The sequence below is a fragment of the Paenibacillus sp. Leaf72 genome (assembly GCF_001422685.1).
Classification (GTDB): Bacteria; Bacillota; Bacilli; order Paenibacillales; family Paenibacillaceae; genus Pristimantibacillus.
Map to the genome: position 1 here is coordinate 915,903 of NZ_LMLV01000001.1, position 14,737 is coordinate 930,639.

Genomic DNA, 14,737 nt, shown 5'->3' on the forward strand with positions numbered 1-14,737 from the left:
TGCGTCATTGCTGCGCGGCGCCCCGTAAGCCTTTCGCCGCGCAGCCATAACGCCCTTGCCTTGCCCTACCTTATGAAATAAGTGCTGTCTTTACGGAGGTCATCGCTCTTGGCGCGCCTGTGCTCATGTCATAACCAATCGTTTCATTAAAAGCGCCTTCGTAGTCCTGCAGCTTTTTGGTTGAAGTGACCATGTTTTCGAGCTCCGGCAAGCTTTGAGCAAACTTGAGCGCCGTACTGATCATTTGATGAACCGCTACATCGCCAATGACATTGACACCGTTGTTAATAAAATCCGTCGGCTTAAACGATACTTCATAGCTGTCGTCATAGCCCATAGGAATAATTCTGCCGCCTTTGCCGATCAGCTCCAGAGCGACATGCAGCTGATTGCCGACCGCATCAATAATAATATCGAATTTATGGCCATTATTAATTTCGAGCACTTTTTCCAGCGTCAGCTCCTGAGGATGGAACACATAATCAGCAATGTTTGCAGCGAAGCTTTTACGGTATTCATCCACTTCTGTGCCAACGGTCAGGCGGCCAAGCCGCTTGCCAACAAGCTGGCACAAGGAGCCAATCGCGCCAGAGCCAAGCACAAGTACCGAATCGCTTGGTTTAACGCGAGCTTTCAAAAAGCTGTTGAGCACGCAGCCCAGCGGCTCGACCATCATGGCCGCTTCCCAGCTCATCGTGTCAGGAATTTTGAACACGTATCTTTCCTCGCCTGCGTAATATTCCGCGAAAGTGCCGTGGATGGTCATGCCAACCTGATGATCCTCGAAATTTTCGCAGTAGCAGTGCAGCCCTTCACGGCAGTAAGAACAAATGCCGCAAGATTGGGTTGGGTCAATGAGCACACGGTCGCCCACTTTAACACTTCTTACTTTAGGGCCGACTTCAACGACGGTGCCAACGCCTTCATGACCGATAATCGTGCCGGAATTGGCCGGAATTTTTCCTTTTACAATGTTAAGGTCCGTTCCGCAAATGCCCGAGCCAAAAATTTTAACCTTGACGCCTGTCGGCGATACGATGGTTGGCTCCTCCATCTCCAGAAGTTCCACCTTGCGATAATCCTGATATACTAATGCTTTCATTAACTTGCCTCCTCTTTCGATTTGTGAATAATCGTCTAAACAGCCGACTTGCTGGATCTATGTTCTTGTTTGCTCCACTCCAGCAAAACTTCCTTAAGCGACTCTTGTACAAGCAACAGCTCCGCCTCCGAATGAGCATCCGAGAAGACGAAAAATCCCTTCGTAAAAATCCCCTGCTGAGCGAGCCGCTTCATCATATAAGCGCGGAAGGGATCACGGTAAAAGTCCTGCTCCGCCCGCGACCTCAGGCAGAAGCTCGCATAGGTGCCGTGCAGGGCCAGCTCCTCTGTCAGTCCCAGCACATCCAGCTGCGCCTGCAGCTCTGTCATCAGCTTCTGCGTACCGCCGCGCCAGCTTGGCCAGCTCGGTGCCGCCTGCATCAGCTTCTCGCAGGCAATAAGCGCTGCCAGTGCAATCGTCTCGCTCGAATGGGCGCTGCTGAACTTGACCTGCCCACATAGCCGCATAATCGGCTCTGAGCCTAGTACGACGCCCAGCGGCAGGCCATTGGCCAGCCCCTTCGACAAGCAAAGAATATCCGGCCACAGCCCGTATTCGCCTGCGGTCGCCTGCTTGCCCATTCTTGCGCCAGATGTTACCTCGTCAAATATGATTAGAATGCTGTGGCGTGCGGCCAGCTCCATCACCTTGGCCAGCTCCTCGCGCTGCCAGTCGCTGGGGCATAACACGATGCAGGCGAGCTGGTCGCCATGCCGGCGCACCTCGTCTTCGATCCGCCGCAGGCTTGCATGCGGCACCCAAACAGTGCTGCTGCGGATTTCCGCCGGAATCCCCATCGCTTCCGCGTCTCCGCCGTAATAGCCATAGGCTGACCAATCGCTCCAGCCATGGTAAGCCGTCGACATCACCTTTGGCCTGCGGGTAAAAGCTCTTGCCAGCCGGACTGCGCCGCTAACTGCATCGGCTCCGCCTTTGCAGAAGCGCAGTGCCGCATAACGCTGCTCAAAGCGGGCGAGTATAAGCTCCGCTGCCGTCAGCTCCACATCAGCGGGCACCGAGAAGCTTGTCCCTTTGGCGAGCTGCTTTACAATCGCCGCTTGCACTTCCTCACGGGCATGTCCCCATGAGGCGGTGCCCATCGCCATCTCGCAATCGAGCCACTCATTGCCGTCGATATCGATAAATCTGGATTGTCTGGCTTCTACGCAGCAGATGGCCGTTTCGCCGGGGAATAAGCGCTCTGGCGTCTTTGCCAGCGTGCTGCATCCGCTCGGAATCAATTGCTGCACACGCTCCAACCATTGCAGGCTTTGGGTAAATACCGCCTGCTCCTCTCTCGTCTTCATGGTTTCTCCTCCATTTAGCGCGTACTAGCGCACCTTAGTTCCTGGCCAGCAGCTTTCATAAATCCGGTCGATGGAGATAACATTGCCATAGAGGTCAATGATCAAATCCTGTGCCCGGTGGGCGTGGCGCATTTCAATCCAGTAGCGGTTTTCCAGCAGACGCGTGAAGTTGTCTACGAGGAACAGCAGACGGCTGCGGCTCTGAATAAGCTCCTTGCCCAGCACCTGCGGCAGCCAAATCGCCCCATTCGAGTTGAAGCGGTTCGAATAGTCATACACCTCGGTCAGCGTAGCGAATTCTGCCTCGCGAAGCTGGCTCCAGAACATATCCGCATCGCTGCGCACCTCAGCCAAATCGACGCCAATCATCGGCAGCGATGCAGATGCTGCATCCTGCTGCTCCAGATGCGACTTCAGATGGTCAAACATGAACGGCCAAATATCGGCCTTGATGTCGCTGCCCCATTTTTTCCAGAAGCGGGCCAGGTTGTTTTTGCGATTGAAGCTGCGGTGGATGCCGCTGCTGCGCTCCCAGTGATAGGCCAAAACTTCCGGATTAATAACGATGTCATAGCCGGCTGCACGCGCTCTCATCTGGTAATCGAAATCCTCGTAGCCGTTGAAGAACTTTTCATCAAGCAGCCCCACCTTCTCATACACTTCGCGCTTCATGCCAAACATTGCGAAAATGACGAGCTGCACAGAAAACGTCTGCTTCGGAATATCCATGGGCGACGCGTTTAGAAATAGATGACGGCCAATCGTATCCGCAAATGCAATGCCGCAATGCTGGACGCCGCCTGTTTGCGGATACAGCAGGACGCCGCCTGCCATGCCGATTTCGTCGCTGCTGTCCAGCGTTTCGCTCATGAGCTGCTGCCAATTGTGATTCAGAATCGTGTCGGAATCGAGAAAATAAATATATTGCCCCTGTGCAATTTTTAGCGCGCTATTAATAGAAACGGCGCATCCAAGCGGATAGTCGTGCTGCAAAATCTCCACCGTCACGCCTTCCTTGCACTCTGACTGAAGCTTATCCAAATGCTGTCTGACTGCTGTGCCGGAACCGTCATTGATGAAGATAATCTGGGTGGATGGGCTTACTGTCCGCAGCAATGAATCCGTAAATAAGTTCAAAATGTTATAATCTTGGTTTACTGGCACAATAACTGTGTGTAGCATGTAATCTCCTCCACATGATTTATAGTTTCAACATCGTTCGACGCCAGCTGCCCTCCCTTTATTTCGACTCGACTCTATCTAATTTTGGAATTTATGACATGTGACTGGAATAGAATCTGGTTACAGTGTATGTTTATGCACCTTGCTGTGTAAATCTCAATATCTGAACTCTATTAAATTTTGAACCTTTTCTGTCGATTGGTCGGTAAATTTGACAAGGGGTTTTAATTCGTTTTAACTAGAGATAACTGGTTTTTTTTAATATAAGAATTTATAAGCTTCACACTTATAAATTCTTATATTTCTCGGATTGAAACGCGCCGCGCCGCCAAAGGACGGTGAAAGCCTTTTCACCTTGGCTGAGTATCATTTCGCAAAATTCATATAGATCGGAGCTATTTCAACATGTATCGCCACTTGGAACAATGTGTACTCGATTTGGAACAAAACGGACATCTCGTTCGAATAAAGGAAGAGGTCGACCCCCATTTGGAAATGGCGGCGATTCATATGAAGGTATTTGAAGCTGGCGGTCCCGCCCTATTGTTCGAAAATGTAAAAGGCTCCAAATTTCGTGCCATATCTAATTTGTTTGGAACGGTTGAGCGGAGCAAATTCATGTTCCGCCATACATGGGAGTCCACCCAGCGCGTCATCGATTTGCGCGGCGCCCCCATGAAAGCAATGAAAAACCCGTTTGGGCATATTGGAACGGGGCTTGCAGCATGGAAAGCGCTGCCGAAGCAAAGCTCAGGCAGCGTGCCAGTAGCGGCGCAGGAAATTCAAATTTCCGACCTGCCGCTCATTAAGCATTGGCCAGACGATGGCGGCGCTTTCGTAACGCTGCCGCAGGTGTTTACCGAGCAGCCGGGCAAGCCGGGACTGATGAATGCGAATCTCGGCATGTACCGCGTTCAGCTGAGCGGCAATGATTACGAGCTGAATAAGGAAATCGGCGTCCATTACCAAATTCACCGCGGCATTGGCATTCATCAGGATATGGCGAATAAGCTGGGCAGGCCGCTGAAGGTGAGCATCTTCGTTGGCGGTCCGCCAGCCCATACGCTTGCAGCTGTTATGCCGCTGCCGGAAGGCTTAAGCGAAATGACCTTTGCCGGCTTGCTCGCAGGACGCCGTTTCCGCTATAGCTACCGAGATGGATTTGTGCTTAGCAATGACGCAGATTTCGTCATTACTGGGGAAATTCATCCTGGAGAGACGAAGCCGGAAGGCCCATTTGGCGATCACTTGGGCTATTACAGCCTGACGCATCCGTTTCCGCTCATGAAGGTGCATAAAGTGTATGCAAAGCCCAATGCGATCTGGCCGTTTACGGTTGTCGGAAGACCTCCGCAGGAGGATACCGCCTTTGGAGCACTTATCCATGAGCTTACGGGAGATGCGATCAAGCAGGAAATTCCCGGCGTGAAGGAAGTCCACGCCGTTGATGCAGCAGGCGTGCATCCGCTGCTGTTCGCTATTGGAAGCGAGCGGTATACGCCGTATCAGCAGGTCAAGCGGCCAACGGAAATTTTGACGCTGGCGAACCGGATTTTGGGCACAGGGCAGCTCAGCCTGGCCAAATATTTATTTATTACGGCGGAGGACAAGCAGCCTGTAACGACGCATCATGAGGCGGAATTTCTCGCCTATGTGCTGGAGCGGCTGGAGCTGCGCCGGGATATTCATTTTTATACAAATACGACGATCGATACGCTGGACTATTCGGGTACGGGGCTTAATGAAGGCAGCAAGGTCGTTTTTGCCGCCTATGGAGAGAAGATTCGCGAGCTGTGCCGCGAAACGCCTGACGTGCTGAAGGAGCTGCGCGGATTTGAAAACGCGCGTCTCGTTATGCCCGGCGTCGTAGCCATTCAAGGTCCAGCATTCACGAGCTACGCCGATGCGAAGGCGCAATTGCAGAGCTTGAGCGAAGCAATTGCTGAGAAGGGACCTCTGCCTTCCTGCCCGATGATTGTTTTATGCGACGACAGCACGTTTTTAAGCGCGAAGGTGGATAACTTCCTGTGGGCTACGTTTACGCGCAGCAACCCTTCCCATGATATTTACGGGGTAAATAGCGGCTACGAGCACAAGCACTGGGCCTGTGATAACGTCATTATTGATGCGCGCACGAAGCCGCATCAAGCGCCGCCGCTCATCGCCGATCCAGCTGTGGAGAAACGGATTGAGCGTTTGTTCGCAGCCGGTGCGAGCCTCGGCGGGCTTAAGCTGTAGGCTGATTAAATGCCGCCGCATTATAAATAGACAAACAAAGGAGTACAGGCTCATGTCCTGTACTCCTTTGTTTTGCTCATCATGCGTTGATTCATTCGCTTTATAGTTGACAATGCGATTGTACAAAATAACTTTAATCTCGAATAATATAGCCTTGACCGGGCTCAAGCTCCACGAATCCAGCCATGTGGCGAGCTTGAAAGGCGACAGGCCGATCGCTGCCCATGAGGATGATATTTTGCAAATCAGCTGATCCATCTGCTGGCAAAATGAACGCCTTCGTATAAGCAAAAACCTCCCCAAGCGTCGTTTGAATGGCATGAATGAGCCTGTCCCGCTCCCCCCTGCCCATGAGATTCAAAAGGACAGCGCCACCTTCGCTGAGCTTGCTTCGAATTAAATGAAAAAACTCCAGTGACACAAGCTGCTTTGGCGTTCCCTGTCTGGTGAAAGCATCAACAATGACATAATCGTAAGCATGTTCCGCTTCTCCTTCCAGCAAAGCACGCCCATCTCCAATGACGACATTATCCTGATTATAGCCAAAATACAACCGGCTCAGCTCTACGACTGTCTCATCAAGCTCGGCTACCTTGAACGTTTTATCTTCAAAATAACGGGCGATCGTGCCGATGCCATGACCGATGAGAAAAACTTTTTCAAAAGCCGCTTGATTGCTTTCCATCAGATGAATGATCGCCCGTGGATATTCGAACAATATACGTCCGGGGCGTTCCAGATCAAGCGCGCCCTGCGTCGCATCTCCAGAAAATTGCAGGACGCGAAAGCGCCCTTTTTCCCCATCCAGCTCTGTCGTGTCGTAGACGGCAATTTCGTGATGAGCGGTTCGCTCCTCAAACCATAGTTTCACTTGTTTATTCGCATCAAAAATCACTAAACGTCATATCCATCGCTTCAATCATAAAATCAATTAATCCCCCAGCTTTAGTATCATCTTTCGCCAGTCCGATAAACTCCGTAACTTTGCGGTCTATCCGATCGGCATTACCAGCCATTTCATCAAGTTCTTCTTGCGAAATCATACTGCCATCATCGTTTTCATCCATTACCGTTTTCGAGAAAGCCAGCATAAGGCTGCGCACCTGTTCCCAGACTTTTTGAAGCTCATCAACGTCAGCATAACGACTGTTCATCTTTTTTTCAATATTGCCTACAACATAACTGTGAATCACTGCCCTATACTCAAGATTATAATTAGCCGCAAATTCTTGCCACATGGTGCCTTTTCCACTCTTTACGTAATTATAATCTATCACTTCACTAAGGATATCTCCCAAAAGTTCGTCATATATCTTAACCTTCTCTGCAAGCTCGTCATGACCAGCCAACATGTGAACAATATCTTGGTTGAAGCATTGCCCTAGAAGATACATTAAGCTTTTATGGAGATAGGTTGAATAATCCATAAAAATCGCAGTGGAATCGTAGGTGTTTACATATTTCAAGCTGTTCTTTTCTAACATCTTGCTGCTGCAGATGAGTGCTGCCAAATGCTCGATTTTTATTTCATCATCATCCAGGTTGGCGATCTCGTTATAAATCAATGCGGCCTCCCCCGTAACTCCTGCAATACTTTTGCTGCCATCGGTACGATTTAGCAGGTCATCAAGCCAGAGCAGCGGGACAAAATACTGATGGTCACTAAAATACACCGAGGCCCATGTCAGAGACCCGCCGTTGGCTCCCGCTCTGGCATCCTTATAGTTTCCGATAATGATAATATCCTTTTCACCGTCATGATTGATATCTTTAAAGCTAACTGCAAGAATATCCTCCAGCTCATAACGGGATGCGCTGTTGCGAGGGAGCCGATATTCCGCTTTGCCATCCTTATTGATTAGATAAAATCGCTGCTCCCCTTTATGATTAGCATTAGAATACCCGCTTACAAAATGCACCGCGCCCCAGTCCTGAAGCTCCGCCTCAAAGGATTGCTCCTCAATAATGATTAGCCCTTCGTCTTGCAGTTGAGCAAGTGTTTTTCCAACATACGACTGCTGCTCATCTTCATTCTCCTCCTCTAAATCAGCCGTATCTACGAATTGTGTTTCCTGATTGGTCGGTTGAAATGAATTATTTTGCGTGACATTTCCTGCTTCTTCACTGCTGCCAATTGGCGATGTAGTTGTCGATACTTCCGGAACGGCTTCTGTTTGAACGGATGCGGACAAATCGTCCTCTGCTTTATTGGATGAACATCCTGCCAATGCGATAATGATGGTCAGCATTCCTGCTGCCATGACGAACTTGAATTTCTTGCTCATTATTTCCCCCATGTTTACTTATCATTTTCTTATTTTCTAAAGCCCTACTCTTAAAATTCGACATGATTTTCATAGCTCCTTCCTTAAATTGGAGATAATACGATCCAGATGAAGCAGCAGAGCGGATTAAGCAATCGTCCGATTAGAGCGCATTCCGCTCAATTTAAAACCCCAGGTCTTGAATCATTTGATGGTCAATCGAAATATCCTGGCCCTCTGTCGTCAAATAATCGCCGACGAACAGCGAATTTGCCGCATATAATGCTAAAGGCTGGAGCGATCGCAGACTGCGCTCCCGTCCGCCAGCAACGCGAATTTCCCGCGACGGGCAGATTAATCGAAACAGGGCCAGCACCTTTAAAGCTTGCAGTGGCGGCACGCAGCCCGCAGCTGCAAGCGGCGTGCCTTGTATCGCATGAAGAAAGTTAATTGGAATCGAATCCGCTTCAAGCTCGCGTAAAGCAAAGGCCATTTCAACGATCTCCTCGTCTGTTTCCCCCATTCCGATAATGACGCCCGAGCACGGCGATAGACCGTGGGCTTTAGCGGTTTGCACCGTGTGGACACGCTGCTCATATGTATGTGTCGTAGTAATGGAAGAGTAGTGCTTCTCGCTCGTATTCAAATTATGATTGTATCGATGAACGCCCGCATCAGCTAAACGCTTCGCCTGCTCCTCTTTCAGCAGCCCCAGACAGGCACAAATTTTCAGCGGCATCGTCGCGCGAATTTCCTCAACCGCTTCTACCACTTGGCTGAGCTCCTTATCTGTAGGTCCCCTGCCTGCTGCAACTATGCAGTAGGTTCCCGCTTTGCGAGCCAATGCTTCGCGTGCGCCAGCTAGCAGTGTCGTTTTATCAAGCATGGTATATTTGGGGATGGAGGCGGTCGACAAAATCGATTGGGAGCAGTAGCCGCAATCCTCTGGACAGAGGCCGCTTTTCGCATTAATCAGCATATTCAGCTTTACCTTTCTGGAAAAAAAATGCTGCCTCACTGAAAATGCTGCCTGCAAAAGCGGAAGCAGCTCCTCCTGCTGCGCCCCAAGAATAGACCGTCCCTCCGCTAACGTTAGACATTGTCCAGCAAGCGCCTTTTGCGCCATCGCCTCCCACTTGCTCCCATTAAGCTGTTGCTCCATCATCATACGACCTGCCTCCCCACCGAATAAAAAGCTGCACCACATTTATCCGGACATTTATCTATTATTTTAAATTCAATTTAATTGTTAACCTAAATAAATAAAATTTGGTTAACAATTAATCTTTGTTATTTTAGCAAAACATGCCTCCTCTGTAAAGATCGCCTTCATTCCTTTCCTGAGCACGGCATAACAAAAAGACTGTCCCCTTGCAGCTTGCACTGCGAAAGAAACAGCCTTCGGTATTGCTTAAAACCTGCATAATTACTCGATTAAAAAGGCTTAGCCTGCTTGAACGCCTTTCAAATAAGCTTCGAGCTGGTCGAACGTGCCGCCAAAGCCTTGTCTCATGGAATCGAACATGTCCATGAAAAATTGGCGTTCTGCCTCCGTCGCATTAATCGGCCCTCCAAGCAAGGTAAGAATAGTTTTGCCATCCTGCTCGGTAAACGTTAACGTATTGGACACTTCAATCGGGAATGTTTCGCTGAAAGGAGCACGTACGGCATTGCCATCCTTGTCCGAAAAAGAGTTAACGAAAACGATTTTTTCCGGCTCCACGATTTCTCCAAAAACAAATCTGCCCCACATTTCAGCACCATCCGGTGCCGTCATCTTGTAATGGAACATGCCGCCTGGTCTAAAATCCAGCTTGGCATAGCTAATTTCCAGTCCAGTCGGTCCCCACCATTTTTTCAAATGCTCGACCTCAGACCATACTTTAAATACGAGCTCGCGCGGCGCATCCAGTTCTCTTGTAATTTCTAATTGATCAGCCATGTTCATCCTCCGTCTTTAGCTTAGTAATCGATTGCTGGGCTTGTGCTGCCTCTTGCTTCTGAAGCTCCTTCAAATAAGCCTCCAAATTGTCAAAGCGCTGCTCCCACATGCTGCGGAACGTCTCCGACCATTCATTCAATTGCTGTAAAGATTGTGGCCGCAGCTTGTAAATTCGCTTATTGGCAGCCGGCTGCACCTCAACCAGGCCCGCGTCGCTGAGTACGCGAAGATGCTTCGACGTCTGGGGCTGGTTCAGCTCCAGCTGCTCGGCAATAGCTCCTACGGGCAGCGGCCCGTCACGCAGAAGCTCCACGATACTCAGGCGGTTCGGCTCGGCTAAAGCGCTAAAGGTCATTGCTTTCATCATTATAAATCTACTCCAGACTTGTTATCCATTAAAGTATACTTCAAAAGGAATATTCCTGTAAATGCATATTTAATTCAAAATGTTTTGCAGGTATTCTCTTCATCATAACAAGCCAAGCCGATTTGTACCACAGCAGAAGGAAAATAAACAAAAGAAACGGCCGTCCACGGAAAAATACCGCGAACGACCGACTTGTTTGCCCAATATTATCCTGATTAATCTACTAATAGGACAAAATTTATTTAAACTAACATTCTTCTAGTAGAAGACTAAAGAATATTAGCGCTTCCCCACAGAACCGAGATAATGTCTGCTATTTTCCCTGCCGGCGTTAAGCTCAAAATGAATTCTCCTAGATCAAGAATGACGCCGCCCAGATCTGCCCAAGAGAAATTGCCCCCAAATGAATTGTAAATAGCGCGGAACTTCCATAGCAAGGAGTTATAAAGTGAAACAGCATCCCCCGCAACATTAAGCTTTCTGAAAATCAATTGCGCAATAGACCAAGCTGCATCAGCAAGACTCGACGTACCAGTAAAAGCATTGTATAACATAATCCAATTTCCTCCTAAAAAATATGTTTTTGACTACAAACACATCGTAACCTGATTATTACTATTTTTTTTCGAATCTATTCGAACTAGTAAGTTTGATACTTAAAACAATCATTTACCAATACGTAATGGTAAAAAATCTATTCTAAATAATCAATATTGATTAGTTTGGGCATTTTTGTTATTATTAATTTCAAGATGAAAGGGGGTGAATGGGTTGAAAAAACCATGGTTAGCTATATTACTTTCTTTTATTTATCCGGGTCTTGGGCATTTATATTTAGGATATGTAAAAAAGGGAATTATTTTGCTTGTTGTTGAATTTATTTCTATTCTACTTATTTCAGTCGTTGTCGGAATTTTCTTATACCCTATTATCTGGATATACAGTATTATTAACGCTTATCAATTATCCACAAAATCGCAAGCGGCTTCATAGTTCGGCCATGCTTCCATATCCATTGAAGGGTAATTCAAATGATGAATTTTCGAAAAAAATTGATTTTATTTTTCTGCATGTTGTCCTTTATTTTTTTTCTAATCGGCTTTTTTTCGCCAGGACAATCTGAACATCATGAAATAAGTCAACTAGGCTTCAATGATGCTCTATTTATCTTTATTTTCAATAGTATCAATCTATTAATCTGGTTCATGCTTTCTTTGACGGGCTTGTCCCCATTGCTTATATTAAAAGCGATTTTCGGCATGGGCACAGGCTGGCATGCGTTGTCTATCTCTCCTTTACTCTATTACAGCACTTCATTTTCACATGGGGTTTTGGAATGGATCGCCTGTCTTATCGTCTTTCTTTTTACAATCGATCATCTTTATCATTTAACTTCATATTTCAGGAAAAAAATCTCTTATGAACAATTGAAAAGCTTTTATTGGGTGACTGTAAAGAAAACGATTCCAACGGCCCTTTTCATACTTTTCGCCGCAGCTTTTTTTGAGGTATATGTATCTAATAGGCTGTTGCTCATTCTGGTTCAATAAGAAGGGTGTCCTATGATTTATAAAACGACTTTACCTTTTCTAAGGCTGAGTACCTCATCGGCAATACTAGAAGATGAGAACGGCAGCCCTGTTGGGAGCATGCAGCGTTATTACTCAAATAAGAAACAGAAGCTCATGAATTATTTATTCGATAATATGGTGAATAATGTACATGCCTACGATCAAGATAACAATCTACTCGTAGATATTAAAGAAATAAACACAATAAAAACGCTTGTAACAGAAAAATGGCATGTGCATATTGGTCAAGATCAGTTCGTTTGCGAGAAAAAAACAAAAATCAAAACCAATCCACAATTTTTATATAAAAAACACAATGCAGAAATTTGGATCAAAAAAGATTTTGCTGATAAAGCTGTCCGCTTTACTTTAAATGGACAGATCATTGCTGAAGCTGTACCAGACGGGCTAATACCGCCGAAATCCAATCATATTACATTCAAAATATTCGACTCTCGATTTGAAGTTCATGAAATTGCGTCTTTATATTATGTTTTTTCTCTAAAAAATAGCTAATATTTAGGAGTTAATTATGAATATTCAATTGGTGCATAATCGACTGATTATTGCGAAAAGAGATCAGATTGTTTACCTAGACCTGTCTGAAATTATTTTTATTGAGCGTATTGGACAAAAAACCTTGATTCACACGGATACACAAGAAATTTATGTGTATGTCTCTTTGAAAGATTTAATGGGCATATTGCCCGATATGTTTGTAAGATCGCATAAGTCTTTTATAGTAAATGTCTTCAATTTAAAAGAGCTCAATTTTTTCAACCGTAATACATATGAAGCTTACTATAAAAACCGTAAAACCGCTTTAGTAAGTAAACGTGTAATACGACAATCTATTACATTGAACCAGGTGGGAACCCAGTGACCATTCATCCATTACAAATCGAAAATTTGAGCAAGACCATTCGGGGAAAAAGCATATTGCAAAATATTTCACTTGAGGTAAGAAGAGGCGAAATTTTCGGATTGCTCGGGCCCAATGGAGCAGGTAAAACAACGCTATTTCGCCTAATTGCCAACCTGATATTTCCAACACAAGGCTCCATATATATTAATGGAATAAATGCTAATCAAAATCATGTTCTCGCCGCGAAACATATCGGGGCTATCATTGAAACACCGCATATGTACCCTTTTTTAACTGCCTATCAAAATCTAGTTCATTTTTCTCTCTACAGCCAACAGGAACCAGATAAAAACAGCATTTTGGAAATTTTAAAAGTCGTCGGCCTGCAAGAAGCTGCAAGAAAAAAAGTGAAAACCTTCTCGCTAGGGATGAAACAAAGGCTCGGACTAGCACAGGCGCTGCTCCATAATCCCGACCTTATTTTGCTTGATGAGCCAACCAATGGCATGGACCCTGTCGGTATGAAGGAGTTCCGAGATTATCTCCATCATTTGACCAAGGAGCAGAACAAAACCGTCATTATTTCAAGCCATTTGTTAAATGAAATGGAAATGATTTGTGATCGTGTGGCGTTTATAGTGGATGGTGAAGTCAAATCGATTGAATCCATGCAAAAAACAGAAAACGTTAGGCAAGTCGTTACAATAGAGATAGACTCAACCGATCGAGCGTTACCATTACTTCATAAGCATGAACGAACGTCGAACTTGCTCAAGGTGGAGGAATCCGAATTGGTTTTCCTGTTGCTACGCGAAGAAATTTCGGAAATGCTTTATCTCCTTATTCATCATCAGATCCATGTATATGCTGTTCAAAGCAAACAGTTGAGCCTGGAAGACAAGTTCATGAGCTTGACAGAGGAGGCTTCCATTGATAAGGCTTATAAGAGCAGAGCAAATTAAAATATACAGCCGTCCTATGGTATGGGCCATGGCTATCATTTTTGTAATCATTGTTATTATGACGGCACTGTTTAATATCGATAAAAGGAACGATTCTCAAACAGACGATTGGAAAACCGTTATAAACGAAGAAAACCAATTGTTAAAAGAACAAATGAAGGAAGCTCCAGAGGATGTTCTTCCCTATTTAAATTCACAAATTCAACGTAACGAGTATGCCTTGGAAAATGGAGTGTCTCCGGATCGCATGACATCTTGGAAATTTTTAAGCCTGGTCTCCAATTTTCTTCCATTCGTCACGTTATTTACGCTTATAGTTGCCAGTGATATCGTAGCTAGTGAATTTAAATGGGACACCATGAAGCTGCTGCTCATCCGTCCAGTTCGCCGCTATAAAATATTGTTAGCGAAATATTGTTCCGTCCTTATGTTCTCAGCCTTGCTTATCTGTATGATTTTTCTTTCATCTTGGATTATTGGTTCCCTTTTATTTGGGGTCGATGGCGCTTCAGAGCCATTCATATTTTCAAAGGATAAACAAAATTATGAACACATCCCTATGGTTATGCATGTGTTCCTATCATATGGATTAAAAATGATTACCCTTTGCGTTATTGTCACTATGGCATTTGTCATCTCTATACTGTTTCGAAGCAATTCTCTCGCCATTGCATTCTCTGTGTTCATCTTGTTTGGCGGCAATATGATCTCTGCCTTCTTAAGTCGAATTCAACCGGAATTCGCAAAATATTTTTTATTTTCTCATTTGAATCTTGAGGCTTATTTTACAGGCACCCCAATAGTAGAAGGTGTTACCCTTCCGTTTTCATTGATCATTCTGTCCGGTTATATGCTATGCTTTTACGCCGCCGGCTGGGTCGTATTCACTAGAAGGGAAATGGGCTAAAACTCACGTATACACAAATAGGGCAATTCC

General features: G+C 46.0%; 16 protein-coding genes. 7 read left to right on the forward strand and 9 right to left on the reverse strand.

Features of this window, described 5'->3' with window-relative positions; genetic code table 11:
• Positions 1-70 precede the first annotated feature (70 nt).
• From ASF12_RS04030 to ASF12_RS04040, 3 genes are read right to left on the reverse strand one after another with little or no spacing between them, the layout of a single operon-like run.
• Positions 71-1,102, reverse strand: coding sequence for a zinc-dependent alcohol dehydrogenase (locus ASF12_RS04030; RefSeq protein ID WP_056029850.1), 1,032 nt, complete (start codon positions 1,100-1,102; stop codon positions 71-73).
• Between the two features lie 35 nt (positions 1,103-1,137).
• Positions 1,138-2,409: an aminotransferase class III-fold pyridoxal phosphate-dependent enzyme gene (locus ASF12_RS04035; protein ID WP_056029853.1), complete on the reverse strand. Its 1,272-nt coding sequence runs from the start codon at positions 2,407-2,409 to the stop codon at positions 1,138-1,140.
• A gap of 24 nt (positions 2,410-2,433) precedes the next feature.
• Positions 2,434-3,591, reverse strand: coding sequence for a glycosyltransferase family 2 protein (locus ASF12_RS04040; protein ID WP_056029856.1), 1,158 nt, complete (start codon positions 3,589-3,591; stop codon positions 2,434-2,436).
• A 405-nt stretch (positions 3,592-3,996) separates the two neighbouring features.
• Between ASF12_RS04040 and ASF12_RS04045 the strand changes: the two genes are divergently transcribed.
• Positions 3,997-5,829 carry a UbiD family decarboxylase gene (locus ASF12_RS04045; protein ID WP_056029859.1) on the forward strand — a complete coding sequence of 611 codons (1,833 nt, stop codon included), beginning with the start codon at positions 3,997-3,999 and terminating at the stop codon, positions 5,827-5,829.
• A gap of 133 nt (positions 5,830-5,962) precedes the next feature.
• Here the strand turns inward: ASF12_RS04045 and ASF12_RS04050 are convergent, their stop codons facing one another.
• The 6 genes from ASF12_RS04050 to ASF12_RS04075 all read right to left on the reverse strand — a co-directional run bounded on the left by ASF12_RS04050 (position 5,963) and on the right by ASF12_RS04075 (position 10,956).
• Complete coding sequence (locus ASF12_RS04050) at positions 5,963-6,700, reverse strand: spermidine synthase (protein WP_056032794.1); 738 nt, start codon at positions 6,698-6,700, stop codon at positions 5,963-5,965.
• Positions 6,701-6,713: 13 nt separating this feature from the next.
• On the reverse strand, positions 6,714-8,114 hold the full coding sequence (locus ASF12_RS04055) for a hypothetical protein (protein WP_056029862.1): 1,401 nt from the start codon (positions 8,112-8,114) through the stop codon (positions 6,714-6,716).
• Positions 8,115-8,277: 163 nt separating this feature from the next.
• Positions 8,278-9,255 carry a biotin synthase BioB gene (gene bioB / locus ASF12_RS04060; RefSeq protein ID WP_056032797.1) on the reverse strand — a complete coding sequence of 326 codons (978 nt, stop codon included), beginning with the start codon at positions 9,253-9,255 and terminating at the stop codon, positions 8,278-8,280.
• 282 nt (positions 9,256-9,537) lie between these two features.
• Positions 9,538-10,035, reverse strand: coding sequence for an SRPBCC family protein (locus ASF12_RS04065; protein ID WP_056029865.1), 498 nt, complete (start codon positions 10,033-10,035; stop codon positions 9,538-9,540).
• The gene (locus ASF12_RS04070; RefSeq protein WP_056032800.1) at positions 10,028-10,399 is read right to left on the reverse strand and encodes an ArsR/SmtB family transcription factor; all 372 of its coding nucleotides are present in this window, start codon (positions 10,397-10,399) and stop codon (positions 10,028-10,030) included. Before ASF12_RS04070 ends, ASF12_RS04065 begins: the two co-directional genes overlap by 8 nt.
• A 272-nt stretch (positions 10,400-10,671) precedes the next feature.
• Positions 10,672-10,956 (reverse strand): hypothetical protein, encoded by a 285-nt coding sequence (locus tag ASF12_RS04075; protein WP_063892464.1) that lies wholly within the window; start codon positions 10,954-10,956, stop codon positions 10,672-10,674.
• A gap of 217 nt (positions 10,957-11,173) precedes the next feature.
• Between ASF12_RS04075 and ASF12_RS04080 the strand changes: the two genes are divergently transcribed.
• Genes ASF12_RS04080 through ASF12_RS04105 form a run of 6 tightly spaced genes read left to right on the forward strand, consistent with a single transcriptional unit; the run spans position 11,174 to position 14,707 of the window.
• Positions 11,174-11,395 carry a sugar ABC transporter permease gene (locus ASF12_RS04080; protein WP_056029873.1) on the forward strand — a complete coding sequence of 74 codons (222 nt, stop codon included), beginning with the start codon at positions 11,174-11,176 and terminating at the stop codon, positions 11,393-11,395.
• A gap of 38 nt (positions 11,396-11,433) precedes the next feature.
• Positions 11,434-11,952, forward strand: coding sequence for a hypothetical protein (locus ASF12_RS04085; protein WP_056029876.1), 519 nt, complete (start codon positions 11,434-11,436; stop codon positions 11,950-11,952).
• A gap of 12 nt (positions 11,953-11,964) precedes the next feature.
• Positions 11,965-12,489, forward strand: coding sequence for a tubby C-terminal domain-like protein (locus ASF12_RS04090; protein WP_056029879.1), 525 nt, complete (start codon positions 11,965-11,967; stop codon positions 12,487-12,489).
• A gap of 16 nt (positions 12,490-12,505) precedes the next feature.
• Entirely contained in the window at positions 12,506-12,856 is a 351-nt protein-coding gene (locus ASF12_RS04095; RefSeq protein WP_056029882.1) for a LytTR family DNA-binding domain-containing protein, read from the forward strand.
• Entirely contained in the window at positions 12,853-13,800 is a 948-nt protein-coding gene (locus tag ASF12_RS04100) for an ABC transporter ATP-binding protein (protein WP_056029885.1), read from the forward strand. Before ASF12_RS04095 ends, ASF12_RS04100 begins: the two co-directional genes overlap by 4 nt.
• Complete coding sequence (locus ASF12_RS04105) at positions 13,769-14,707, forward strand: ABC transporter permease (RefSeq protein WP_056029888.1); 939 nt, start codon at positions 13,769-13,771, stop codon at positions 14,705-14,707. The genes ASF12_RS04100 and ASF12_RS04105 overlap by 32 nt, the downstream gene beginning before the upstream one ends.
• Positions 14,708-14,737 lie beyond the last annotated feature (30 nt).